Source organism: Candidatus Devosia phytovorans, from assembly GCA_029202405.1.
GTDB lineage: Bacteria > Pseudomonadota > Alphaproteobacteria > Rhizobiales > Devosiaceae > Devosia > Devosia phytovorans.
Genome location: CP119312.1, coordinates 2,533,518 through 2,555,537 on the forward strand (window position 1 = coordinate 2,533,518; position 22,020 = coordinate 2,555,537).

The 22,020-nt window shown below is 63.0% G+C and carries 22 protein-coding genes; 9 read left to right on the forward strand and 13 right to left on the reverse strand.

Going from position 1 to position 22,020, the window contains the following annotated elements:
- Positions 1 to 44: 44 nt before the first annotated feature.
- Positions 45 to 1,967, reverse strand: coding sequence for a DUF2207 domain-containing protein (locus tag P0Y65_12530; protein WEK03031.1), 1,923 nt, complete (start codon positions 1,965 to 1,967; stop codon positions 45 to 47).
- 2 nt (positions 1,968 to 1,969) lie between these two features.
- The gene (locus P0Y65_12535) at positions 1,970 to 2,527 is read right to left on the reverse strand and encodes a LemA family protein (protein ID WEK03032.1); all 558 of its coding nucleotides are present in this window, start codon (positions 2,525 to 2,527) and stop codon (positions 1,970 to 1,972) included.
- A gap of 185 nt (positions 2,528 to 2,712) precedes the next feature.
- On the opposite strand from P0Y65_12535, the gene P0Y65_12540 reads away from it, so the two are divergent.
- Positions 2,713 to 3,432 carry a hypothetical protein gene (locus P0Y65_12540; protein ID WEK03033.1) on the forward strand — a complete coding sequence of 240 codons (720 nt, stop codon included), beginning with the start codon at positions 2,713 to 2,715 and terminating at the stop codon, positions 3,430 to 3,432.
- A 19-nt stretch (positions 3,433 to 3,451) separates the two neighbouring features.
- Here P0Y65_12540 and P0Y65_12545 read toward each other — a convergent pair whose 3' ends face one another.
- The 4 genes from P0Y65_12545 to P0Y65_12560 all read right to left on the reverse strand — a co-directional run bounded on the left by P0Y65_12545 (position 3,452) and on the right by P0Y65_12560 (position 6,202).
- Positions 3,452 to 4,354 (reverse strand): glycine--tRNA ligase subunit alpha, encoded by a 903-nt coding sequence (locus tag P0Y65_12545; protein WEK06790.1) that lies wholly within the window; start codon positions 4,352 to 4,354, stop codon positions 3,452 to 3,454.
- A 73-nt stretch (positions 4,355 to 4,427) separates the two neighbouring features.
- Positions 4,428 to 4,652 carry a hypothetical protein gene (locus P0Y65_12550; protein WEK03034.1) on the reverse strand — a complete coding sequence of 75 codons (225 nt, stop codon included), beginning with the start codon at positions 4,650 to 4,652 and terminating at the stop codon, positions 4,428 to 4,430.
- Complete coding sequence (locus P0Y65_12555; GenBank protein WEK03035.1) at positions 4,649 to 5,494, reverse strand: S49 family peptidase; 846 nt, start codon at positions 5,492 to 5,494, stop codon at positions 4,649 to 4,651. The genes P0Y65_12550 and P0Y65_12555 overlap by 4 nt, the downstream gene beginning before the upstream one ends.
- Positions 5,495 to 5,542: 48 nt before the next feature.
- Positions 5,543 to 6,202, reverse strand: a complete 660-nt coding sequence (locus P0Y65_12560; protein ID WEK03036.1) for a methyltransferase — start codon at positions 6,200 to 6,202, stop codon at positions 5,543 to 5,545.
- A gap of 238 nt (positions 6,203 to 6,440) precedes the next feature.
- Between P0Y65_12560 and P0Y65_12565 the strand changes: the two genes are divergently transcribed.
- Positions 6,441 to 7,436 carry a polyprenyl synthetase family protein gene (locus P0Y65_12565; protein WEK06791.1) on the forward strand — a complete coding sequence of 332 codons (996 nt, stop codon included), beginning with the start codon at positions 6,441 to 6,443 and terminating at the stop codon, positions 7,434 to 7,436.
- Positions 7,437 to 7,438: 2 nt separating this feature from the next.
- On the opposite strand, the gene P0Y65_12570 is transcribed toward P0Y65_12565, so the two are convergent.
- The 3 genes from P0Y65_12570 to P0Y65_12580 all read right to left on the reverse strand — a co-directional run bounded on the left by P0Y65_12570 (position 7,439) and on the right by P0Y65_12580 (position 11,810).
- Positions 7,439 to 8,314 (reverse strand): 4-(cytidine 5'-diphospho)-2-C-methyl-D-erythritol kinase, encoded by an 876-nt coding sequence (locus tag P0Y65_12570; protein ID WEK03037.1) that lies wholly within the window; start codon positions 8,312 to 8,314, stop codon positions 7,439 to 7,441.
- Between the two features lie 5 nt (positions 8,315 to 8,319).
- Positions 8,320 to 10,059: a tetratricopeptide repeat protein gene (locus P0Y65_12575; GenBank protein WEK03038.1), complete on the reverse strand. Its 1,740-nt coding sequence runs from the start codon at positions 10,057 to 10,059 to the stop codon at positions 8,320 to 8,322.
- A 104-nt stretch (positions 10,060 to 10,163) separates the two neighbouring features.
- Complete coding sequence (locus P0Y65_12580; GenBank protein ID WEK03039.1) at positions 10,164 to 11,810, reverse strand: electron transfer flavoprotein-ubiquinone oxidoreductase; 1,647 nt, start codon at positions 11,808 to 11,810, stop codon at positions 10,164 to 10,166.
- 75 nt (positions 11,811 to 11,885) lie between these two features.
- On the opposite strand from P0Y65_12580, the gene P0Y65_12585 reads away from it, so the two are divergent.
- From P0Y65_12585 to moaB, 5 genes are all read left to right on the forward strand, one after another.
- Positions 11,886 to 12,698, forward strand: a complete 813-nt coding sequence (locus tag P0Y65_12585) for a uracil-DNA glycosylase (protein ID WEK03040.1) — start codon at positions 11,886 to 11,888, stop codon at positions 12,696 to 12,698.
- Positions 12,699 to 12,745: 47 nt separating this feature from the next.
- Positions 12,746 to 12,976 carry a DUF3018 family protein gene (locus P0Y65_12590; protein ID WEK03041.1) on the forward strand — a complete coding sequence of 77 codons (231 nt, stop codon included), beginning with the start codon at positions 12,746 to 12,748 and terminating at the stop codon, positions 12,974 to 12,976.
- Entirely contained in the window at positions 12,966 to 13,289 is a 324-nt protein-coding gene (locus tag P0Y65_12595) for a type II toxin-antitoxin system PemK/MazF family toxin (protein WEK06792.1), read from the forward strand. Before P0Y65_12590 ends, P0Y65_12595 begins: the two co-directional genes overlap by 11 nt.
- 109 nt (positions 13,290 to 13,398) lie before the next feature.
- The gene (locus tag P0Y65_12600) at positions 13,399 to 14,724 is read left to right on the forward strand and encodes an MFS transporter (GenBank protein WEK03042.1); all 1,326 of its coding nucleotides are present in this window, start codon (positions 13,399 to 13,401) and stop codon (positions 14,722 to 14,724) included.
- Positions 14,702 to 15,238, forward strand: coding sequence for a molybdenum cofactor biosynthesis protein B (gene moaB, locus P0Y65_12605; GenBank protein WEK03043.1), 537 nt, complete (start codon positions 14,702 to 14,704; stop codon positions 15,236 to 15,238). Before P0Y65_12600 ends, moaB begins: the two co-directional genes overlap by 23 nt.
- Here the strand turns inward: moaB and P0Y65_12610 are convergent.
- Both P0Y65_12610 and P0Y65_12615 read right to left on the reverse strand, forming a co-directional pair.
- Positions 15,235 to 16,422, reverse strand: a complete 1,188-nt coding sequence (locus P0Y65_12610) for a GGDEF domain-containing protein (GenBank protein ID WEK03044.1) — start codon at positions 16,420 to 16,422, stop codon at positions 15,235 to 15,237. The two genes, moaB and P0Y65_12610, sit on opposite strands and share 4 nt — an antisense overlap.
- Positions 16,423 to 16,570: 148 nt before the next feature.
- Positions 16,571 to 18,091 (reverse strand): MDR family MFS transporter, encoded by a 1,521-nt coding sequence (locus P0Y65_12615; protein WEK03045.1) that lies wholly within the window; start codon positions 18,089 to 18,091, stop codon positions 16,571 to 16,573.
- Positions 18,092 to 18,483: 392 nt separating this feature from the next.
- Here P0Y65_12615 and P0Y65_12620 point away from each other — a divergent pair, with 392 nt between their 5' ends.
- Positions 18,484 to 19,632, forward strand: a complete 1,149-nt coding sequence (locus P0Y65_12620; GenBank protein WEK03046.1) for a PA0069 family radical SAM protein — start codon at positions 18,484 to 18,486, stop codon at positions 19,630 to 19,632.
- Here P0Y65_12620 and P0Y65_12625 read toward each other — a convergent pair.
- Positions 19,629 to 20,306, reverse strand: a complete 678-nt coding sequence (locus tag P0Y65_12625) for an HAD-IA family hydrolase (GenBank protein ID WEK03047.1) — start codon at positions 20,304 to 20,306, stop codon at positions 19,629 to 19,631. The two genes, P0Y65_12620 and P0Y65_12625, sit on opposite strands and share 4 nt — an antisense overlap.
- A gap of 86 nt (positions 20,307 to 20,392) precedes the next feature.
- Here P0Y65_12625 and P0Y65_12630 point away from each other — a divergent pair, with 86 nt between their 5' ends.
- Positions 20,393 to 21,265, forward strand: coding sequence for an aminoglycoside phosphotransferase family protein (locus P0Y65_12630; protein ID WEK03048.1), 873 nt, complete (start codon positions 20,393 to 20,395; stop codon positions 21,263 to 21,265).
- On the opposite strand, the gene P0Y65_12635 is transcribed toward P0Y65_12630, so the two are convergent.
- On the reverse strand, positions 21,262 to 21,855 hold the full coding sequence (locus P0Y65_12635) for a hypothetical protein (GenBank protein WEK03049.1): 594 nt from the start codon (positions 21,853 to 21,855) through the stop codon (positions 21,262 to 21,264). The two genes, P0Y65_12630 and P0Y65_12635, sit on opposite strands and share 4 nt — an antisense overlap.
- Positions 21,856 to 22,020: the final 165 nt, after the last annotated feature.

A 22,020-nucleotide genomic window follows, 5' to 3' on the forward strand; every position in this document is an offset into this window, starting at 1 on the left:
GGCGCGGTTTGCTTAACTTGGGCAGGCGGCGATGTCTATTGCGATTACCAGCCGCCACCGCCACCCCCTCCGCCACCACCGCCCGAAAAACCGCCCCCACCGCCGCTCGAGCTGAAGCCCGAGGAACTGGCCTGGACCGGCTGCGCCGCGACCATGGCCGCCGTCATGCTGGCCGCTGCGGCGCTCACCGCATTGGTCATGGACGAGGCCGAGCGGGTCGCCGAGCCGGGAGAGCCGCTGCCACGATACCAATAGGGTTGGTAGCTACCCGAAACGCCCTCCACCGCATGACGCGACAGTTCCGCTTCGAAGTGCTCGCTCCAGGGCTTTTCCACGCCCAGGGCAATGGCATAGGGCAGCATGCGCTCGAAGCGGGACACCGTCATCGGCGGCACGCCCGCCATGTTCATCCGCTCCTTTTCGGCCGTCTCGATATACATTTTCAGCCCGTCGATCTGGTCCATCACCTTGCGCCCCTGCAGGGTTGGCGCCCGCATCAGCGCGGCAAAGACGATCGTCACGAGGATGATGGAAATGGCCGCGATGGCGCCGGTGTTGATCTCGACGCTGCTGAAGGTATCGAGCAGTGCGGAGCCCATGTTGAACAGGAAAACGCCGGCCCAGAAGATCAGGAAGAAATTGGAAAACTTGATGCCCTTGCGGAAACTGCTGATGGCGGCGATGGCAACGCCGCCGACGATGCCGATCACCACGGCACCGATCAGCCATTCTGGGGTCAGCACGTCGAGCGCCACCATGCCCGCGAGCAGCAAAATGCCTAGGGCAACCCCCAGCAAGGAGAAGCCGACGTTGTTCCTGAACCAGAGCGTGCGGTTCTCGCTCTGGATGGCGCGGGTAAACTCGCCGCGCTTCCTGGCGATCTGCGGGCCGGAGGTCTTGTCGATGGTCAGCTTGCCCTGGGTCGAGAGATAGTCGAACAGCAATTTTTCGCCCGACGCCAATGCGTCTTCCGGCTGTTTGCCGGTCGCCTCGATTTTGAGCTTGTCGTCGGCATTGTCGATGACGACGAGCCCTTTGACGCCCAGATCGAAAATCGCCGCGGTCAGCGCAGTCCAGCCGGAATTGTCAAAACCCCACTTGTGCACATAGTTCACCAGCGGCGACGAAAAGTCCTTGGGCGGATGAAACAATGGAATGATCGTGCCCCGGGCCGGGTCGCGTCCGACGCGCAACCAGGCCAGGGCATTGTAGGCAATGGCGATCAGCGCGGCGATCAGCGGCAGGATAACCTCGCTGAGATCGCCCAACCGCTGCTGCAGCGCGGCAAGACCGGTCGGAAAGGCAATGACGCCCTTGTTGAACGCCACCGCAATGGTCATCCCCTCTCCCGCCCCCAGCGCCCGGCTGGCGCGAAAGCTGGCGCGCGTATCCGAAATCCGCTTGATGGCGACGGCCTGCTCGGTCGAGCCGACTTCGCCCGTATAGCCGGCGAGGTTGGAAATCACCGCGCCATCAGGCAGGGTCACATTGGCAGAGGCTTGCAGGATCGGGAAAATCCAGTAATTGCCGGTGGCATTCCAGTAGAGCTCGTCGTGATCCTCAAAGCTTCGCGCCATGCGCGTCAGCGTGTAACGAATGACGAAGCGATGGCTGCCGCGACTGATGAATTCATCGGGATTGCCGATCCAGATGCGCTGGAAATTGCCCATGCGCTCGACACGGAATATCTCGTCACGACCGTCGCGTTGTACCGACTGGACATCCAGCTCCGGCCGAACCTTGCCGCCGTCGCTGCCCTGCATGACCACCGGAATGTCGCGATAGATGCCGCGACGGATTTCCACGCCCTCGGCATTGACCTCCAGCGTCTCGGTGACCGTCACCGTCCCGTCGGTCGCGAGCACGACATCGGAGTTGAACTGGCGGATTTCCTCGCGCGCCAGCGCCGGCAGGGCCAGCAGGAGGCCCAGCAGCAGGACAGCAAGCGAACGCAGCACAAGACGCATGGTCAGTTGAACTTGACCTGGGGCACCGCGCGGTCGCTTTCGTTTTCCAGCTCGAAATACTGCGCTGTCTTGAAGCCAAAGGGACCGGCGATGAAGTTGGACGGGACCGATTCCACCATGACATTCATGTTGCGCACCGCGCCGTTGTAATAGCGGCGTGCCATCTGGATTTCCTCTTCGACTCCCTGCAGCGCCGTCTGGAATTCGAGGAAGGTCGTATTGGCCTTGAGATCGGGATAGGCCTCTGCCGTGGCGATCAGCCGGCCCAGGGCCGACGAGAGCCGGCCTTCGGCCGCCGCGCGCTGCTCGGGGGTGCCACTGGCGACGCTGGTGGCCGCAGCGCGGGCATTGGTGACGGCCTCAAGCGTTTCGCGCTCATGGCTCATATAGCCCTTCACGGTTTCCATCAGGTTGGGGATGAGATCGGTGCGGCGCTTGAGCTGCACATCGATGCCCGACCAGCCCTCCTCCACTAGTTGCCGGTTCTTGACCAGGCCATTGTACATGACCACGGCCACGCCGATGACGGCACCGAGCACCAGAATGACAATCCAACCCATGACGTCTCTCCCGCAACATTTGGCGCGGAGAGTGGCACTCGCCCACCAGACTGGCAATGGCGGCCATTTCACTTGCCACGAGATTGTCAGGCCCGGGCTTTATGCCTATGCATGTCTCTGCGGATTGGCTGAAGGGGGCCGGCTGATCCAGAGCGTCGACACGCGCCCTTGGGACGACAGCATCCATGGGCTTCCGCATCTTCCTGCATTCGCTTCGCCTCGTCTTCACCCAGCTCGGCGACGCGCTGCGTGTTTCCGGTCTGCTCTATCTGGTCGCCACCGTGATTTCGTTTGGCACTTTTTTCGTGTTTCCGCCCACCGTCGTCGAAGGGCGCCTTGTGCCTTCCTGGCAGTGGATACCTGCCACCCTTATGGTTGGCATCCTCTACATGTGGATCGCAATTGGCTGGCACCGATTTGTGTTGCGAGACGAAACAACCAACGCTTTGGTGCCGGGCTTTCGCGGCGATCGAATCCTGGCCTATTTCGGCCGCGGCGTGCAGGTCGGACTGCTGATGCTTGTGGGGCTACTGGTCATCATGCTGTTCATTGGCATCAGCGGCGGCAATCCCATCATCATGGTCATCGGATTGCTGGTGGGCCTCAGCATAACCCTGCTCGTCACATACCGCCTCGCACCGCTTTTCCCCGCTGCAGCGCTGGGAGAACCTGGCGGCGTTGGGCAGGCGTGGGCGGCGACCAGAGGGGCAACCTGGGATCTTCTGCTGCTCGCCATCATCTGCGCAGTCGCGACCTTTGTCGTCGATCTACCGCTCGAAATTTTGCGAGGCGATGTCCTGGTCATTGCCTGGTCCACTGTGACCGGCTGGATCAAGCTGATGGTCGGCGTCAGCATCCTCACGGCAATTTATGGCGTCTATGTCGAGAAACGCGACATAGCCTGAGGGTTGCGGCGAGGCGGCGCTATTCGGCGCCGCCGCCTGCCGTCTGCAGCCAGGCTTCGCCGCAGCTCTTGGCCAGTTCGCGGATGCGCAGGATGTAGCTCTGGCGCTCGGTGACCGAGATTACGCCGCGGGCGTCGAGCATGTTGAAGTTGTGCGAGGCCTTGACCACCTGCTCGTAAGCAGGAATCGCCATGGTCTGGCGATTGCCCTCGGCGCCCTTGGCGAGAATGGCCCGGCATTCCTTCTCGGCATCGGCGAAGTGACGGAAGAGGATTTCGGTGTCGGCCGCTTCGAAGTTGTACTTGCTGCTCTCCTGCTCGTTCTGCAGGAAGACGTCTCCATAGGTGACCTTGTCGTCGCCGGTGCCGCCGTTGAAGTTGAGGTCGTAGACGTTCTCGACGCCCTGCACATACATGGCGAGGCGTTCGAGGCCATAGGTGATCTCGCCCGGCACGGGCGAGCATTCAAAGCCGGCCACCTGCTGGAAGTAGGTGAACTGGCTCACTTCCATGCCATCGCACCAGCATTCCCAGCCAAGTCCCCAGGCGCCCAGCGTCGGGCTTTCCCAGTCGTCCTCGACGAAACGGATATCGTGCAGGCCGGCATCGAGCCCGATGGCGGCCAGTGACTTGAGATAGAGTTCCTGAATGTCCGGGGGCGATGGCTTGAGGATCACCTGGAACTGGTAATAGTGCTGCAGGCGATTGGGGTTTTCGCCATAGCGGCCGTCCTTGGGGCGGCGGCTCGGCTGCACATAGGCAGCCTTCCAGGGCTTTGGCCCCAGCGCGCGCAGCGTCGTCGCGGTGTGGAAGGTGCCGGCGCCCATCTGCATGTCATAGGGCTGCAGCACGACACAGCCCTGCTCCGCCCAGAATTGCTGCAGCGTCAGGATCAGACCCTGGAAGGAATTCTTCGGGTCCATATGGGCGGGGCGGTTGGTCATCTGGCAGTCCCTAATATGCGGGACAAACCTCTAGTTTGACCGCCCGGTGCGGTCAACGGCGTTTGTCGTCATCGCCCGGACGGAAGGTGCCGTCTTCGTCGCGCTTGAGGTCGATCACGCCCGGCTGCTGACGGTCGCGAAGGTCGCGCTCACGGCGCAGGCGGCGCTGTTCCTGTTCCTCCGCGTTGAAATGGCCGGTCCAGTCGCGCCAGATTTTTCTGATGCCCCAGAGGATGGCAAGGCCGATGACGGTAAGGAGAATGACACGCCAGATCACAGGCCGAACCTCCCCCAGGTGGCGCGATCTTCAATCGTTGCCGCCACGTCGCTGCTGAGACCTTCGGTCGAGAAACCAAACCGCGGGAGGCTGAAGAGCGGGCGTTTCGCCGCGATGGCTTTGAGTTCGATGTCCTTGCCGTAGCGGGCGGTCAGCGTCTCGTGCAGGTCGCCGATGGCGTCGACCAGACCCAGTTCGACGCCGCGCAGGCCGGTCCACCATTCGCCGGTGAACAGCACCTCGTCATCCGCCTTGAGCTTGCCGACGCGGTGGGCTTTGACGAAATCGATGAAGACCTGATGGATATCGAGTTCGAACTGCTTGATACGTTCCACATCGCCTGCCTTCTCCGGCAGGAAGGGATCCAGCGTCGACTTGTTGTTGCCGGCGGTATGGACCCGGCGTTCAACGCCAAGTTTTTCAAGCGTCCCGACAAAGCCGAAGCCGGCCATGATGACGCCGATCGAGCCGACGATGGAGCTAGGGTCGACGATGATCTCGTCGCCGGCCACGGCGATGAAATAACCGCCCGAAGCCGCCGCATCCTCGACAAAGACCAGCACGCGCTTGTCGTGTTCCGTGGCGAGATCGCGGATGCGCTTGGCGATCAGCCGGCTCTGCACGGGTGAACCACCGGGGGAATTGACCACGATGGCGACGACCGGGGCCGACTTGATGGCAAAGGCGCGTTTCAGCAGCGGGCCGACGGTGGCGATATTGAGCCTGCCCTGACGTTGCTCGGCGGCAATGACGCCCTGCAGACGGACGACGGGGATGATAGTCTTGCCGCGGCCCAGAAGGCGCTGCAGCCAGTTACGCTTCGGGCTGGTCAAATCGGCCATGCTCGATCCTTGTTGCTTTCCGCCAGACTTAGGATGCGGCGCCCGCGATTACCAGACGAGGCGGGCCGTTCCCCGAAAGATTGCATCGAATTCGGGCGCGAAACTCCGCCCTTCGCCATGCAGCACCCGGCTTGCCAGCAGGGTCAGCGGCGCGCGCGAGCCCTTGATGCCACGGATCAGTACCCTGTTGGCCGGCTGGCCGGGGCGCGGCGACAGCGGCAGCACCGTCACGGCGCCGAAGCGCTGCTCGAAACCAGCCAGCAGGGCTGTCAGATTTTCACTGGGAAAGACGAAGATGATCTCGCCACCGGCAGCGGCCGCACTCGCCGCCGTCTTGATCCACACATCGAGTGCCTCGGCCTGCATATGGCGCGACCCAGCCCGGCCGGCATCACCCGCCGGCGTCCCCGCACCATCGGTGAAGAAGGGCGGATTGGCGATGATCACGTCATAGCCATTGTCCAGCATGCCGCCGGCCAACCGATCGGCATGCCTGGCCGTAACATCGGCCTCAATGATCTGCACCTGACTGGCAAGACCGTTCTCGTCGGCATTGACCCGGGCCAGCGCCAACATCTCCGCATTGCGATCCGCCAGCGTCCCCGTCACATCCGCGTTATGTGCCAGCGCCACCAGCGCCGCGGTACCAACGCCACAGCCCATGTCGAGCAGGGTTTTTCGCCCCTCGCCCACCGCCGCACCAAGCAAAACGCTGTCCAGACCCGCGCGAAATCCGTGCTCAGGCTGCGACAGAGTGAGCCGACCGCCCAAAAAGGCGTCGCGCGTAATGGATTGGTGTTTTACAAAGCCCGAAGGCTGGTCTAGGGACATCGCACCCTGAAAGGCCGGTTTTGGCGCGACCATACATGCGCTAATACACCCGGCTCAACCAGATTTGCCGGTGTGGCAATTTAGGACGGAACAAGAGTTGTCAGTTCTGACGCAGATGAAAGAAGCGCCGGCCGCGAATCCGATCGAGCGGCTGCTGGTGGCGACCGAGGCTGACATGGCCAAGGTCAATGCGCTGATTTTGAGCCGCGCCGATTCGCATGTCGAAATGGTGCCGGAGCTGGCGCGCTATCTGATCGAGAGCGGTGGCAAGCGGCTGCGTCCCATGCTGACAGTGGCAGCGGCCCAGCTGTTTGACCAGGGCAATGGCAGCGCGATCAATTTCGCCGCCGCCGTCGAGTTCATGCACAATGCGACGCTCCTGCACGACGATGTCGTGGATGAAAGCGACATGCGCCGCGGCAAGCCGGCGGCCCGCATGGTCTGGGGCAACAAGGCGTCGATTCTCGTCGGCGACTTCCTGCTCGGCCAGGCCTTCATGATGATGGTCGAGACCGGCAATATCGGTGCGCTCGGCGTGCTGTCGGCCGCATCGGCGGTGATGGCAGAGGGCGAAGTGTTCCAGCTCGCCAAGACCGGCGACCTGACGACAACGCCGGAAGACTATGCCGAAGTAATCCGCGCCAAGACGGCCGTGCTGTTCCAGGCGGCCTGTGAAGTGGGCGCCATGTCAGGTGGCGCCGATGATGCCGGCCGCGAGGCGCTGGCGCGCTATGGCCTCGAGCTGGGCAATGCCTTCCAGTTGGTCGACGACGTGCTCGACTATGGCGGCCAGTCCGGCACGTTGGGCAAGAATGTCGGTGACGATCTGCGCGAGGGCAAGATGACCCTGCCCGTCATCCTGGCGCTTTCGGAAGGCAGCGAGGCCGAGAAGGCCGTGGTGACCAAGGCGCTTGGCGACCCTGAAGCGACCACCGAACAGGTGGCCGACGTCGTCGCCATCATGGAACGCCACAAGACGCTGTCACGCACGCTGGACAAGGCCAACGGGCATGCCCGCGCCGCCCAGGCCGCGCTCGAGGTGCTGCCGCCGTCGGCGATGCGCACCCTGCTCGGCGACGTCGTGGAATATAGCGTCAGCCGCGCTTACTAGTTCTAGGGAATGAGCAAGGGCGCTGCCGCGACCCAATGGTCGGGGTGGCTGGCCCGCATGACCTGTGCGGCCTGGTGCGCCTGGCCGCTTGAGCCGAACAGGCCGAAGACCGTGGCGCCCGACCCGGACATGCGCGCCAGGACGCAGCCCTGCGTGACCGCCAGTTCCTCGACGATATCGCCGATGATCGGCACCAGCTTGACCGCCGGTGGCTGCAGGTCATTGCGCGTCTCGGCCAGCCAGATGCCCAGCTGTGCCGGCCTTGTCAGCGGCTGGGGCAGTTCGGGCAGCGGATAATTGTCATGTGCCCGCAGACGCCGGAAGACATCGGCCGTGGCCAGTGGCACCATCGGATTGACCAGCACGATATGGCAGGCCGGAAATTCGGGCAGCGGCGACAGCACCTCGCCGACGCCGCGCGCCACGAGAGGCGCGGAGATGAGGCAGGCCGGCACATCAGCGCCAAGGCCGGCCGCCATGTCAGCCAGTTCGGCCAGCGCAATCGGCTGGTTGGAGAGCGATGCCATGAGGCGCAGTGCGGCCGCCGCATCAGCCGAACCGCCGCCAATGCCCGCAGCAACCGGCAGGTTCTTGACGAGGCGCAGCGTCAGCCCGCCCGCGACCGCATCGGGCCAGCGTTTGCGGAAAGCAGCGACCGCCCGCATGACAAGGTTGGTTTCGCCCGCGCCCAGACCCTTGGCGAAGGGGCCCGAGATGGTCAGCCGGTCCTCTGCGGCCGGCACGGCTTCGAGTTCGTCGGCCAGATCGGCAAAGACCACGAGGCTTTCGAGATCATGATAGCCGTCTTCACGGCGTCGGGTGACGTGCAGCGCAAGGTTGACCTTGGCCGGCGCCAGTTGGACGATCAGCTCGACCATGGGGATTATTCGGTCTCGTTTTCTTCGGTCAGGCCATCGGCGAGCTTGGGTGCCGTGCGTTCCTTCACATTGCCTTCCTCGTCGACCGAGGAGGCAATGTTCCACTGGAAGCGCGCTTCGAGCCTGCGACCGGCCTTCCAGTAGGCATCGCCGAGGTGATCGTTGATCTCGGCATCATTGGGGCGCAGCAGCACGGCCTGTTCCAGCGTGGCCACGGCCTCTTCGATGCGGCCGAGCTTGTAGAAGGCCCAGCCAAGCGAATCGACGATATAGCCATCCTGTGGCTGTGCCTCGACGGCCTTTTCGATCATTTCGAGCGCCGGCTCGAGATGCATGTCCTGGTCGATCCAGCTGTAGCCCAGGTAGTTGAGCACGGCCGGCTGGTCGGGATTGAGTTCGAGGGCCTTGAGGAAATCCTCTTCCGCCTTGGGCCATTCCTTGGCCCGCTCATAGGCAATGCCGCGCACATAGTAGAAGCGCCAGTCGGTCGGGCTGTCGCCGCCGGTCAGATCAAGCGCCTTGGTATAGGCATCGGCCGATTCTAGATATTGCTCGTCATAGCGCAGCAGGTCGCCATAGACCGAGACGGCGTCAAGATCGTCAGGCCGGCTGGTGACGATATTGCCCAGGCGCCGGATGGCCTCGGGGCGATCGCCCTGGGCATCGAGATTGGTGGCGACGCGCACCACGGCGGTCGGCTTCATCGGCGAATTGACTGGCACCGATTCGTAGATACGATTGGCCGCTTCATGCTGGTTGGCGGCATCGAGCAGCTGACCCAGCGCCAACGAGACGACGTCGGCCGATGGATCGAGATAGAGCGCGAGGCGCAGGAAAACCAGCGACAGGTCGAGGCTGCCATCGCGCGACAGGGCCACGCCGATGCCATGATACATCTCGGCTGCGCCCACCTGCACATTGGTCGCGAAAACGCCCGGGCGCTGGCCCTTTTCGATCTGTTCCTTGACCAGGGTGACAATGGGATGGGTCAGGCCCTGGTCTTCGAACTGGGTGATGACGTCCTTGGCTTCGTCAAACTTGCCGGCATTGGCAAGGATGCGGGCATAGACTTCGGCGATGCGGGCGACATAGGGCTCGGTATCGAAGGCCTGACCAGCCAGCTCGATCGCCTTGTCCGTCTCGCCAGCCGCCTCGGCCATCAGGGCACGATGGAAGACGAGGAAATCTTCGAGACCCGTCGAACCGAGCTTGTCGAGCAACGCTTCGGCCTCTTCGGGCTTGTTGTCGCCAACCAGCGCCCATGCCTGCAGGATGCTGGCGGTGATGCCGGTGAACGTATCCTGGCCGATGGCGCCCAGCAGGCGCTCGGCTGCACCATAGCGGCGCTCCTTGAGCGCTTCGGTGGCGACGACGAGTTCGGCCAGTTCGTTCTTGGGATCGAGATCCAGCAGATGCTTGGCTGTCTGCGCTGCCTGGCCGATCTGGCCATCGGCAGCAAAGGCGATGAAGGAGCGCTCGACGATCAGCTGATTTTCCCAATCGGCCTTGGCTGCACTGTCGAAATAGCGCGCGGCTTCATCCGTGCGCAGATCCTGCAACGCCTGCTGGCCCGCCATGTAGGAACCGGTGGGGCTCGCCCGGAACAGTGGCATCAGGTTGAACTGCGCCAGGGGACTGGACTGCGCTGTCTTTACCGACTCTGCATGGACCGGCTGGAGCGCCGTGGCCGACAGCAGGATGGCGACAAAGGCCGGACGGGCAAAACGGTTCAGAAGCGAAATCACGAGGCTCGAAACTCCCATGGGCCAGAAGCCCGTTGTGGCGGCGAAGATTGTCCGTTTTGGGACTGCGCCGCAAGGGCGCGCGCTATAGCGTGAACCAGAGGCGTTTACATTCCGCTATAATTGGGCCCGCTGCCACCCTCGGGCGGCACCCAGGTGATGTTTGCGGCGGGGTCCTTGATGTCGCAGGTCTTGCAATGCACGCAGTTGGCAGCGTGGATGCGGAAGACGGGTGTAACGCCCTCCTCGGCCATCTCGTAGACGCCCGCCGGGCAATAGAGCGGCGCAGGCTCACCATATGTTGGCAGGTTGTCGCGCACCGGCACGGCGGGATCGCTGAGGCGCAGATGGACCGGCTGATCCTCGTCATGCGCCAGATTGGCCAGATAGACGGAGGAAGACCGATCAAAGGTCAGCTTGCCGTCAGGCTTGGCATAGGTTCGCTCCGGCAGAACGCCCCTGGGTTTCAGACCCAGGTAATCCGCCTTGCCGTGCTTGAGCGTTCCCAACAGCGATCGGCCAAGAATGGCCGAAATCCAAAGCTCCGCCCCGGCTGCCAGGGCCCCGATGACCGTGCCAAACCGCGTCCACAGCGGCTTGACGTTGCGCACCCCCTTGAGCTCGGCGCCAATACCAGTCGCCATGACGCGATGGCCGAAATCCTCGATCACATCGTGCTGCCGGCCATTGCCGATCGCTTCGGCAACAGCATCGGCCGCGCCAATACCCGAGAGAATGGCATTGTGGATGGCTTTGAGGCGCGGCGCGTTCATGAAGCCGGCAGCGCAGCCGACCAGGCCACCGCCAGGAAAGGCCAGGGTCGGAATCGACTGCCAGCCGCCAGCCGTCACCGCGCGGGCGCCATAGCTGATGCGCGTCGCGCCTTCGAGCAGCGGCGCGACCGACCTGTGGGTCTTGAAGCGCTGAAACTCGTCGAAGGGCGACAGCGTCGGATTGGCATAATCGAGATAGGTCACCAGCCCGACATAGAGCTTGTTGTCTTCGGCGTGATAGACGAATCCGCCGCCCGAGGTCGCATTGTCGAGCGGATACCCAAGATAGTGGTCGACCCGGCCAGCTGCATGCCGATCGGCAGAAATCTGCCAGACTTCCTTGATGCCCAGACCATATTTCTGCGGCTGCTGCTCCAGCGCATAATCGCCCATCAATTGCTTGGCCAGCGAGCCCCGTGCACCTTCGCCAACCAGCGTATACTTGGCTTCAAGCGCGATACCCTCGGCAAAACCGGACTTGGGATTGCCCTCGGCATCACGTCCCAGATCACCGGTAATGATGCCGCGCACCGGGCCGCCGGGCGATTGCAGAACATCCACCGCCGCGGTCATCGGGAAGATATCGACACCCAGTTCGGCCGCCTGTTCGCCCAGCCATTGCACCAGCCGCCCGAGGCTGACGATCACCGCGCCAGGCGTCTTGAGCTGCGGCGGCATCAGCCAATGCGGTAGGCTGAGGTCGAGCTTATCGGTGATATAGTGATAGGTATCGCGGGTCACGTCCGGCCCCACCGGCGCGCCCTTGAGGCGCCAGTCCGGGATCAGCGCGTCGAGCCCCTTGGGGTCCATCACCGCGCCGGACAGGATATGCCCACCGATCTCGGCAGACTTTTCCACCACGGTCACGGCGATCTCGGGGTGGCGCTGCTTGATGCGAATGGCCGCAGCAAGACCCGATGGCCCTGCGCCGACGATCAAAACGTCGGTCGAAAGGGTTTCGCGCGTACCCGCCTCTGCCATATAGGAATGCCTCAACTATCCTGATGGTGCAGGCGCGGGTGGCCGCGCCAATCGGGCTGTGACATAACAGAGAACATGGCCGAAACGCGACCGCTAAATCACGACGAAATGCTCAGCGTGCTCGACTGGTATCGAGCCGCGGGCGTGGATATTGCCGTGGGCGAAGAGCCGGTCGATCGCTTCGCCCAGCGCCCGCCGCCGCGGGTGGCGCCGCAGGCCATTGCGCAGAACAACCAGCAGGCGGCACAGCCGGTACCGCAGGCCCCCGCCCCGCTTGGCGGCGATCCGGCCGAGGCGCGGAGCCTGGCGGCTTCTGCCAAGACTCTAGAAGAGCTGCAGACCATTCTCGGGACCTATGATGGTTGCGGCCTGAAGTTGCGCGCCACGCAGTTGGTGTTCGCCGATGGCAATCCCGACGCCGAGGTCATGCTGATCGGCGAGGCTCCGGGCGCCGAAGAGGATCGGCAGGGCAAGCCTTTCGTCGGCAAGTCCGGACAATTGCTCGACCGCATGCTGGCCGCCATCGGGCTCGACCGGACCAAGGTCTATATCGCCAATACCGTGCCCTGGCGTCCGCCGGGCAATCGCACGCCGACGCCGGAAGAAATGGCGCTCTGCCTGCCGTTCCTGCATCGCCAGGTCGAACTCGTCGCGCCCAAGCTCGTTATGACGCTGGGCGGTCCGGCCATGCAGACGGTGTTCGAAACCACCAATGGCATCATCAAGATGCGCGGCAAGTGGAGCGACGTCACGATCGGCAAGCATGCGGTGCAAGCCATCCCCACCCTCCACCCGGCCTATCTGCTGCGCAACCCACCCGCCAAACAGCAGGCCTGGCGCGACATGCTCAGCCTCAAGCTCAAGATCGCCGAACTGGGGCTCGATTGAAGGTTTTTGCGCCGGGGCCTATATTGAGGGCCTCAGCGGAGGACCAGATGTCCCGATCTGCCAAGCGAAACACCGAAATCGACGAAGCCGCCATGCGCGCCAAGGGGTTGGTACCCAAGACAATCTGGGTACCCGACGTCGACGCACCGGGCCTTGTTGAAGAATATGCTCGTCAGGTCCGTCTGGTGGCAGAATCAGACGCCCAAGACCCGTCGATCGAAAGCTTCAGCCAAGCTGCACTAGAGGATCTGGATCTGCCTCCCTATGATGAGAGGTAGTCTTGTCAGCGCGGTGTTGCCGGGCGACACGGGCAAGCCTAGACCGGCGATCGTGCTTATGGAAACGGCGCTCATAGCGGTCAGCTCGCGGTTGGTCATCCTGCCGCTCACAAGTACCCTCCAGGAAGCGTCGTTCATTCGCGTCACCATTGAGCCGTCCTTGGCTAATGGCTTGAAGATCACCTCGCAGGCGATGGTGGACCGGCTAACATCGGTCGATCGGCACAAGATAGGCCAGGTTATCGGACAGCTAGAGGACGAAAAGCTCAACGAAGTCCTTGGCTTTGTGCTGCTGATGATGGGTGCGCGGTAATAATCCCACCACTTCTGCCAATTCGGCACTCCCAATCGCGGAACGCCGCGCTATGGTCATCGTTGCGTGATTTGCAACGTTATCCAGATCCAGCACAGCCGAAAGCGTCATGGCCTCAGTTATCAAGATCTACGCCCTGTTCCTGGGCTCCGCATTGCTCATGTTCGGAGGTGGCCTGCAGGGCCTGCTGCTATCGGTGCGCGGCGCCGAAGAAGGCTTTTCCATCTTTGCGCTGGGCCTGATCGGCACGGGTTGGTCGGTCGGCTTTGTCGCCGGGTCGATCGCCGTGCCGATGATCGTGCGCAAGGTGGGCCATATCCGCGCCTTTTCGGTGATGGCCGCCATTGGCACGGTGACCATCCTGCTCAACCTGATGCTGGTCAATGATATCAGCTGGATCCTGCTGCGCGCGCTGTCGGGCTTCTGCTTTGCCGGCGCGGCGATGATTGTCGAGAGCTGGCTCAATGAGGTTGCCGAGAACAAGAGCCGCGGCACGATCTTTTCGATCTATACGACGATCAACATGGCGGCCTCGACGGTGGGCCAGCTGGCCATGTCGGTCACCGGCACGGCCGGCTACATCCCCTTCATCGTCGGCGCCATCAGTTTCATCTGCGCTCTCCTCCCCACAGCCCTGACCTCCAGCCCGCAGCCTCGGCCACTGGCTTCGGCCAAGCTCGACCTTCGCCTCCTCATCCGCACCTCGCCGGTCGCCGCCGCGGCCGCCCTGTGCTGCGGCATGGCCAATGGCGCCTTCGGCACGCTGGCGCCGGTCTATGGCTATGAACAGGGGCTCGATGCCGGCGGCATCGCCTTTCTTTTTGCCATCGCCGCCATTGCAGGCGCCGTGGGGCAGATCCCGCTCGGCCGGCTGTCCGACCGCATCGACCGCCGCATGGTCATGGTGGGCCTCGGGGCGGCCGCTGCCGTCACCGGCGCATTGATCGTCATCATCAATCCCGCTGCCGGCTGGCTGATGTATATTCTATTTGCGCTTTATGGCCTTGCCGCCAATCCGCTCTATCCGATCGCCGTGGCGCATGCGAATGACTTTGCCCGCGACGGCGAGTTCGCACGGGTTGCCGGTGGCATGCTGCTGATCCTGGGCATTGGCCTTGCCATTGGCCCGACCATCGCGTCGCTGCTGATGGGCGCCATCACGCCCGCAGCGCTGTTCATCGTCACCGCCCTGTTCCACGCCATCATCGCCGGCTTTGCCTATTGGCGCATGAGCCAGCGCAAGAGCCTCGATGCCGCCGATCGCGCGCCGTTCCAGCCCATGGGCAATGACAAGCAGGTCACGCCCGAGACCTTGGTACTCGACCCGCGTGCTGATATTGAGAGCCCCGAAATGGGTCATGCCGAAGCGCCTGTCCCCGAAGAACTGATGACGCAAAGCGAGGACAGGCCCAATGTTCAAAACGGAACGGTTTGAAGACCGGGCCTTCAAGCCCCTTTCCATTGCAGTCATCGCCGTATCCGATACGCGTACGCTTGAGACCGATACAGGCGGTGCTTTGCTGAAATCGCTGCTGGAAGCTGATGGCCACGGCTGTCATGAGCGCGTCGTGGTGCGCGATGAGGTCCAACTGGTGCGCGCGGCCGTGCAGGGCTTCGTCGCCGACCCGAATGTCGATGTGATCCTCACCACCGGCGGCACCGGCTTTTCAGGCCGCGACATCACGCCCGAGGCCATCGAGCCGCTGTTCGACAAGCGGATGGAGGGCTTTTCGGTGCTGTTCCACCAGTATTCGGCCACCACTGTGGGCACCAGCTCGATCCAGTCCCGCGCCACGGCGGGCCTTATCGGCACGACCTTCGTCTTCTGTCTGCCCGGCTCGCGCGGCGCCTGCCGCGATGCCTGGGAGGGCATCCTCACCCACCAGCTCGACTACCGGCACAAGCCGTGCAATTTCGTCGAGCTGATGCCACGGCTCGATGAGCGCTAGGCGGCCGAGCTTTCGGCAGCTGGTACGATCCGCAACTCGGGCATATAGGCCTCACCGGCATCGATCATGACTCGGTTGCGCCCGCCGCTCTTGGCGGCATAGAGCGCACGATCGGCGCGAGCGAGGGCATCATGCACCGAGCCTTCGCTTTCGAGCGGAGCGGCAACACCAATGCTCATGGTAATCTGGCGCGGCACGTCGGCCTGGCGCCAGTCACGCGCCGAGAATTCAGCGCGGATCGACTGGCCGAGGGCAGCGCCACTGGCCAGCGGCATGTCTGGCAGGAAGACCACGAACTCCTCGCCGCCAAAGCGCGCCACCACGGCGCTGCCCGGCAAACGCGACGTCAGCAAGTCCGCCAGCCCGCGCAACACCTGATCGCCCGAGGCATGGCCAAAGCTGTCATTGACCTGCTTGAAGCTATCGATGTCGCAGGCCATGACCACGCCGCCGAGCCGCTGCGCCATGGTGAGAGCACCGGCCGCGCGGTCAAAACCGCGACGGTTGAGCAGATTGGTCAGTGGATCCTGCTCGGCGGCGCTGCGATATTGATCCAGCGTCGCAAAAGCCACCGAGCCGAAGCCGGCCAAAGCGAAGGCCACGCTCAGAACGCCGACGCTGACCTGCATGTAATAGGTGTAGGACGAGCCGGCGAAATCGGCGAGGTCGGCGCTAAGACCAACCACCACATTGAAGACGAAGAGTCGCACGACGATGTCGAGCACGACGATGCCGGCAACAGTCACCAGCACGCGGTCCATCGGCGACTTTGCCTGCGGCAACACCATGGCCAGGGGCACGCCTAGGAGGAGCGAGACGGCAATGTCGCTGACTGTCAACTCGAGCGCCAGGTTGTTGAGCCCGACGATGATGCCCGTGATGGCGGCATAGGCGAACAGGCAGAAGATCACGCGGGCGCTGGTCCGGCGCGGGGCGTTGAAATGGCGCAGCAGCGCTTCGCCATAATAGAAAAACGAGACGAGGATCGTAGCATTGCCGAACAGCGCCTGCAGCTGGACCGGCACCGGCAGAAGGGGCGCGATATAGCTGAGCGCGCCAAAGATGAAGGCCAGACCCCAGGCCTTCGCCGTCTCCTGCCCGAGTGTCCCCAGCACAAGAAATACGATGCCGAACAGCGCCATCGAAATGGGCAACAGGAAGGCGAAATTGCTGAAGGTGTCCACGTCTGTCTCCGAACCAGCCGAGGGCTGGACCACGGCAGGCTTAGGCGTGGGTTCTTAACAATTCCTCGCCAGATTAGATCGAGTCTGCGCCCTTCCCCGGCAAAAAGAAACGGCGCCCGAAGGCGCCGTTTTGGGTTGATTTTTGAGCCTAGTGGCCGTGGGCCATGCCCGGTGCCGCATTGGCTGGCTTGCGCACGAAAAAGGCCGCAGCCACAGCAAAAAGCGAGATGATTGCGCCGACAAAGAAGGCTGAACGAATGCCGCTGGCGAGGGCCGGAATCTCCTCGGCGCCGCCAGCAACCATGGTCGCCGTCTGCAGCGTCATCAGCGCGACGAACAGCGCCGTGCCTGCGGCGCCGGCCACCTGCTGCACCGTGCCGATCATCGCGCTACCATGCGAATAGAGTTGCGGCTTCAGCGAACCAAGGCTGGCGGTAAAAAGCGGGGTGAACATCATGGCCAGGCCAATGCTCATCACCACGTGACCGGCTAGCAGCGCCCAGACTGGCGTATCCTGGCCGACCAGCGTCAGGCCCCACATGACGAGGCTGAGCAAAATAGCGCCCGGCACAACCAGCGGGGTCGGGCCGATCTTGTCGAAAAGGCTGCCGACGAAAGGCGCGCAGAGACCCATGATCAGGCCGCCGGGCAGCATGAGCAGGCCGGTCTGCAGCGTGGTCAGGCCGACAACGCTCTGCAGGTAGATCGGCAGCAGGATCATGGCACCGAACATGGAGATCATCAGCACCGCCATCATCACCACCGAGACGGAGAAATTCTTCGAGGTCAGGGTGCGCAGGTCAAGCAGGGCCCGGTTGGTCTTCTGCAGCGACAGCTGGCGGAAGACGAAGAGCGCGATGAAGGCAATGCCGACAAGGATCGGCAGCCAGGTCGGGAACAGAGGCGCGGCGGCGACAACCGCTTCCGTTGCCTCCGGTGCCGGACCATGGCCTGCGCCGCCACCCAGGCTCGACAGGCCGTAAACGAAACCGCCGAAACCGACGATCGAAAGCAGGACCGACACGATGTCGAGCGGTGCCTTGCTTGGCATGCTGACATTCTTGATCAGCGAAACGCCCAGTGCCAGCGCCCCGAGGGCGATGGGCAGGACGAGGATGAACAGCCAGCGCCATTCCAGCACCGACAGCACGAGACCGGAAATGGTCGGACCGATGGCGGGCGCCACCGAGATCACGATGGAGATATTGCCCATGGTCTTGCCGCGCGATTCGGCGGGCACCAGGTTCATTACCGTGGTCATCAGCAGCGGCATCATGATGGCCGTGCCAATGGCCTGCACCACACGGCCTGTGATCAACAATTCGATGCCGGGAGCGGCAGCGCAGATCAGCGTGCCAAGCGTGAAAAAGCTCATCGCCAGCATGAAGACAGGACGGGTGTTGAGGCGCTGCAGCAGATAGCCCGTGATCGGGATGACCACGGCCATGGTCAAAAGGAAGCCGGTCGTCAGCCACTGGGCGGCGCCGGCGGTTACGCCAAGATCGCCCATCAGGTGCGGCACGGCCACGCCCATAATGGTTTCATTGAGAATGACCACGAAGGCCGAAACCAGCAGCAGGGCGATAACCAGGCGATTGCGCGCGGAATGATCTTCCACTGCAGCCATATCGACCGGCATGGCCTCAAAAGTCGTTGCGTCGCTCGTCATGATCTTCCCTCAACATTCAATCGGCAGGCTCGTCATGGCGACGAACCGCAGTCCCGGCTTTCGACAACATTCTTGAGGATTTGTGTGACAGTACGTGACAGCAGGCAGCAGGTCGGAGCCCCAAGCCTCCAGTGCCATCAGCGTCATCGTCCGCGCGCGGCGCGGATCTGGGCGGTGGGTGTGTAGCCCCGGCATGGGCGGGCGTCCACCCACTCTATCGCAATTCTGCGATGCATTTTATTGCCACAACGCCTTCTCATGCCCCGCGTTCATGTCCATATATGGCACAGGTAGATGTTGTTGTTCTTGTTTTGTTCCACTGGAACTGCTACATCCTGACACGCGTTTTATGGTCACGATTCGACCGTTGCGCGTCCGACAGGAGATGCCCCATGGCCCTCTATCAGGCCCCTTCGTTCGAAGCCCTCGAAAAGCTCAGCCGCAGCCGCGACGCCGACCTGGCGCGCCGCGAATTGCTCGATCCCGACCGCATTCGCGGACGTGGTGCGCAGAGCAATATCAGCGGCCGGTTCGAAAAGCAGAAGCGCGAGGGGTTCGATGACGGCTGGGATAATGTCGAACCGCTGTCGATCTTCGAGACGGTCGAACATGTCGAGCGTGCCAAGACGATCATCACCACCAATGACAGCCCCGACATCGGCTTCGAGCGCTCGATCAATGCCTATCGCGGCTGCGAGCATGGCTGTTCTTATTGCTATGCCCGCCCGACGCATGCCTTCCTCGGCCACTCCGCCGGGATCGAATTCGAACGCGACATCTATGTGAAGGTCAACGCCGTCGAAGCGCTGCGTGCTGAAATTGGCGCCAAGAGCTACAGGGTCAAACCCATCGCCATGGGTACCAACACCGACCCCTACCAGCCGGCCGAGCGCAAGCACAGGCTGACGCGCGGCATTCTCGAAGTCATGCTGGAAACGAAGCATCCGGTGATGATCACCACCAAGTCGGCGTTGATCATCCGCGACCTCGATATTCTGACCGAGCTGGCCAGACTGGGTCTGATCAAGGTCGCCATTTCCATGACGTCGATGGATCACAAGCTCAGCCGCAAGATGGAGCCGCGCGCCTCCTCCCCGGCCCGGCGGCTCGAAGCCATTCGCCTGCTCAGTGAAGCTGGCGTGCCGGTGGCGGTGTTTGCCTCGCCGATGATCCCGGCGATCAATGACATGGAGCTCGAGCGCATTCTCGATGCCGCCAAGGCGCAGGGCGCAACCAGTGCCTCGATGATCCTGCTGCGCCTGCCGGGCGAAGTGCGCGACGTGTTCCGCGAATGGCTGCTGCGCCATTTCCCCGACCGGGTGCGCCATGTGCTGTCGCTGGTGCGCGATACACGCGGCGGCAAGGATTACGACAGCCGTTTCGGCACCCGCATGACCGGCGAAGGCCCCTATGCCACCCTGTTGCGCCAGCGTTTCGACAAGGCACGGGAGCGCTATAGCCTCGACGTCAGACTGCCCGGGCTGCGCAACGACCTGTTTGTTGCGCCACGCCTTGAAGACAAGCAGATGAGCCTGTTCTAGGCCCAAGCGATGGTTTTGGCGATCAGCGCCCGCAGCTCGGGATCGGCATAGCTGTCCGCTGACAACACGGCTCCGGCCGCAAGCATGTCTTCATGTCTTAGGCTGGTGCGGATGCCGACCGTCGCGATTCCGGCGGCCGTTGCCGAGGCAATGCCGGTGCGGGAATCCTCGAAGGCGACGGAAGCCGAGGCCTGCGCACCAAGCAGGCGCAAACCTTCGAGATAGGGCAAGGGATGCGGCTTGCCATGCGCGAGTTCGGCGCCGATCACCACCGCCTGGAACCGATGGCGGATGGCCAGCCCATCGAGGATCAGATCCGCATTGGCGCGCGGTGCATTGGTAACCGCCACCATTGGCAGGTTCAGCTGGTCGGCCATGTCGAGCAGTTCGAACAGACCAGGCACGGCGTGGATCGACGTGCGCGCCAGTTCGCGAAACAGCGTTTCCTTGTCGTCCAGCACCTTCATGCCTTCGTCGGGCGGCAAATGCGGCACGAAGCGCGCCGCTATCGCGACATTGGCGAGGCCCTGGATTTCCCGCGCATAGCGCTGCTCGTCAATCACATGCCCATAGGGCGCAAAGGTCTGGTTGAAGGCTTTGAGATGCAGCGGATCGGTATCGGCAAGCGTGCCATCGATATCAAAGAGCAGCGCAGCGCCCGGCTTGAGGATCATGAGGGGTTCCGGACAAAGACAGGCGGGACTAGGAAGAGTGGCGCGAACCGACAGCAAAACCTGGCTCAGGTCAACGGGAGGATGACGTGCCGCAATCGCAATTCGATCTCGATACGCTCAAGGCGATCATCGTCGCCCGTTTCCCCGAGCTGGCCGGGAGTACATTCACGCTGCTGTCCGAAGGCTGGGATAGCGTGGCCGTCGATGTCGATGACAGGCTGATCTTCAAGTTTCCCCGTGATCCGCTCGCCGCCGAGGCGCTGCGGCGCGAATCTTCGATCCTGGGCGTGGTCGGCCCGGCTGTCGCCATGCGCGTCACGGCGCTGGAACTGTTCGAGGCGCCGCAGCTGTTTTCCCGCCACGTCAAGATATCCGGCGAACATCTTCTGGCGGCGCAGTACGAACAGCTTGGCGAGGCCGAGCGGCAACGAATGGGCGAGGAACTGGGCCTGTTCTATGCGCGGCTGCATGCCATTCCACCAGAGGCAGCTGCCGCAGCCGGCGCCCTGCCCGTCGATGCCTTCCTGCCGGCCGACGCCATCCGCAGCCGCATCGCGCCCGTGCTGCCGTCTGCCCTCAAGCCATGGGCCGAGGGGGTTCTCGACCAATGGGCCGCACTAACGCCCGACCCCTATGGCACGACCTATGGCTTTTTCGATGGGCATGGCTGGAACATGGCCTTCGACCATGGGCTGGGCCAGCTCAATGGCGTCTATGATTTTGCCGACTCCGGCATTGGGCCGCTGCACCAGGATTTTCTCTATTCCAGCATGATCTCGCCCGACCTGACCGAGCGGATCATTTCAGCCTATGAAGCGATCACCGGCCGACAGATCGACCGGGCACGCGTCGATCTGTTGACCGCCGTGCATCGCCTTTGGGAACTTGCGGAGGAAGCGCATCTCCCCGAGCATGTCCCGGCGCTGCTTGCCTCAATCGAAGCCTGGGCCACCCGCTAGTATTGCGAGACCTTGCGGGCATTGGCGGCCATGAAGTCGATGGAGGCCATGACGCCGCGCAGCGAGAGGCGGACCGACTTGCTCGCAACGCTGCCGCCCTTGAGCGGCACGGTCAGCGTCACCGCATTGCGCTCCCTCATCCGTTCCAGCAGGGCTTCCACTTTCGCCGGGTCCGCCACATAGAACTGGTTGACGGTGTTGTAGCGGGTTTCAAGATCCGTGCTGAAGTCGAAGCTCTGCGGCGCCTCACCGGCAAAACTCATGACCAGGGGCCGGCTGGTGTCTGCCTCCACTCCGTCTGCCGCAACGGTCACGGCAATATTGAGATCCCCGCTCAGCCGGTTGCGCATGATGGTCAGCTTGTAAGCCGGCAGACTGGCGCTGTTGAGTTCCTGGCTGCCAGTGCTGGCGAAGCAGGAAAACCCATAATAGTCGGTGGCATCCTCATTGATGAGATCGGGACAGGCGGCCAGCCAGTCGCGGTGATATTCGCGCAATTCGCCGGAGGAGTGGTGAAACGGTTCCGCCGCGGCCGGCAGGATCGGCAGTGTGGCCAGGGCCAGAAGGACGGCAAGTCTGGGCATCGTCATCGCATCTCCGGCAAGCTGCCACGCTGGAGACCATAGCAGTCACCGCGGACCAGATCATGTCACGTCGTCAATGAATTGGGCATGAATGATCGGCCATGCAAGGGCGGTTGTGGACGTCCATCGCCTGCTTGCGGGGCTGTGAGTTGACTTGCACCCGCCGAGGAT

Excerpts from the sequence above, each read along its gene's own strand:
- P0Y65_12530 (WEK03031.1), bottom strand. The coding sequence starts at position 1,967 with ATGCGTCTTGTGCTGCGTTCGCTTGCTGTCCTGCTGCTGGGCCTCCTG.
- P0Y65_12535 (WEK03032.1), bottom strand. The coding sequence starts at position 2,527 with ATGGGTTGGATTGTCATTCTGGTGCTCGGTGCCGTCATCGGCGTGGCC.
- P0Y65_12540 (WEK03033.1), top strand. The coding sequence starts at position 2,713 with ATGGGCTTCCGCATCTTCCTGCATTCGCTTCGCCTCGTCTTCACCCAG.
- P0Y65_12545 (WEK06790.1), bottom strand. The coding sequence starts at position 4,354 with ATGGACCCGAAGAATTCCTTCCAGGGTCTGATCCTGACGCTGCAGCAA.
- P0Y65_12555 (WEK03035.1), bottom strand. The coding sequence starts at position 5,494 with ATGGCCGATTTGACCAGCCCGAAGCGTAACTGGCTGCAGCGCCTTCTG.
- P0Y65_12565 (WEK06791.1), top strand. The coding sequence starts at position 6,441 with ATGAAAGAAGCGCCGGCCGCGAATCCGATCGAGCGGCTGCTGGTGGCG.
- P0Y65_12570 (WEK03037.1), bottom strand. The coding sequence starts at position 8,314 with ATGGTCGAGCTGATCGTCCAACTGGCGCCGGCCAAGGTCAACCTTGCG.
- P0Y65_12580 (WEK03039.1), bottom strand. The coding sequence starts at position 11,810 with ATGGCAGAGGCGGGTACGCGCGAAACCCTTTCGACCGACGTTTTGATC.
- P0Y65_12585 (WEK03040.1), top strand. The coding sequence starts at position 11,886 with ATGGCCGAAACGCGACCGCTAAATCACGACGAAATGCTCAGCGTGCTC.
- P0Y65_12590 (WEK03041.1), top strand. The coding sequence starts at position 12,746 with ATGTCCCGATCTGCCAAGCGAAACACCGAAATCGACGAAGCCGCCATG.
- P0Y65_12595 (WEK06792.1), top strand. The coding sequence starts at position 12,966 with ATGAGAGGTAGTCTTGTCAGCGCGGTGTTGCCGGGCGACACGGGCAAG.
- P0Y65_12600 (WEK03042.1), top strand. The coding sequence starts at position 13,399 with ATGGCCTCAGTTATCAAGATCTACGCCCTGTTCCTGGGCTCCGCATTG.
- moaB (WEK03043.1), top strand. The coding sequence starts at position 14,702 with ATGTTCAAAACGGAACGGTTTGAAGACCGGGCCTTCAAGCCCCTTTCC.
- P0Y65_12615 (WEK03045.1), bottom strand. The coding sequence starts at position 18,091 with ATGACGAGCGACGCAACGACTTTTGAGGCCATGCCGGTCGATATGGCT.
- P0Y65_12620 (WEK03046.1), top strand. The coding sequence starts at position 18,484 with ATGGCCCTCTATCAGGCCCCTTCGTTCGAAGCCCTCGAAAAGCTCAGC.
- P0Y65_12625 (WEK03047.1), bottom strand. The coding sequence starts at position 20,306 with ATGATCCTCAAGCCGGGCGCTGCGCTGCTCTTTGATATCGATGGCACG.
- P0Y65_12635 (WEK03049.1), bottom strand. The coding sequence starts at position 21,855 with ATGACGATGCCCAGACTTGCCGTCCTTCTGGCCCTGGCCACACTGCCG.